Here is a 323-nt window from a genome sequence, read left to right as displayed (position 1 = left end):
AACGAAGGCGGCGAGATCACCTACACCGCGACGCTGACCAACCCGGCTGGCACCGCCATGACCATCACCCTCAGCAACGGTGAGAGCATCACCATCGCTGCAGGCGAAACCAGCGGCAGCGTGACTGTCGCGGCACCGGATGACGATGTGTACATCGATGCCGGCCAGGTCGAAGCGACGATCACCGGTACGTCCGGTGGCGACTTCGAGAACCTGGCGGTGGATAACACTCCAGCCGTCACCGAGGTCAACGACACCATCGACCCGTCGACCGTCAAATTGACCGCCGATGTCAGCACTATCGGCGAAGGTGGTGTGATCAC

1 protein-coding gene is annotated in these 323 nt (G+C 61.9%); it reads left to right on the top strand.

Translation table 11 applies throughout. From position 1 onward, the window contains the following. On the top strand, window positions 1-323 hold a 323-nt coding region (locus M2D63_RS25615; RefSeq protein WP_285865875.1), incomplete at both ends, for an immunoglobulin-like domain-containing protein.

The organism is Pseudomonas sp. BJa5 (genome assembly GCF_030272875.2).
GTDB lineage: Bacteria > Pseudomonadota > Gammaproteobacteria > Pseudomonadales > Pseudomonadaceae > Aquipseudomonas.
The sequence above is the reverse complement of the archived record's forward strand: the minus strand, read 5'-3'. Positions and strand labels throughout refer to the sequence as shown.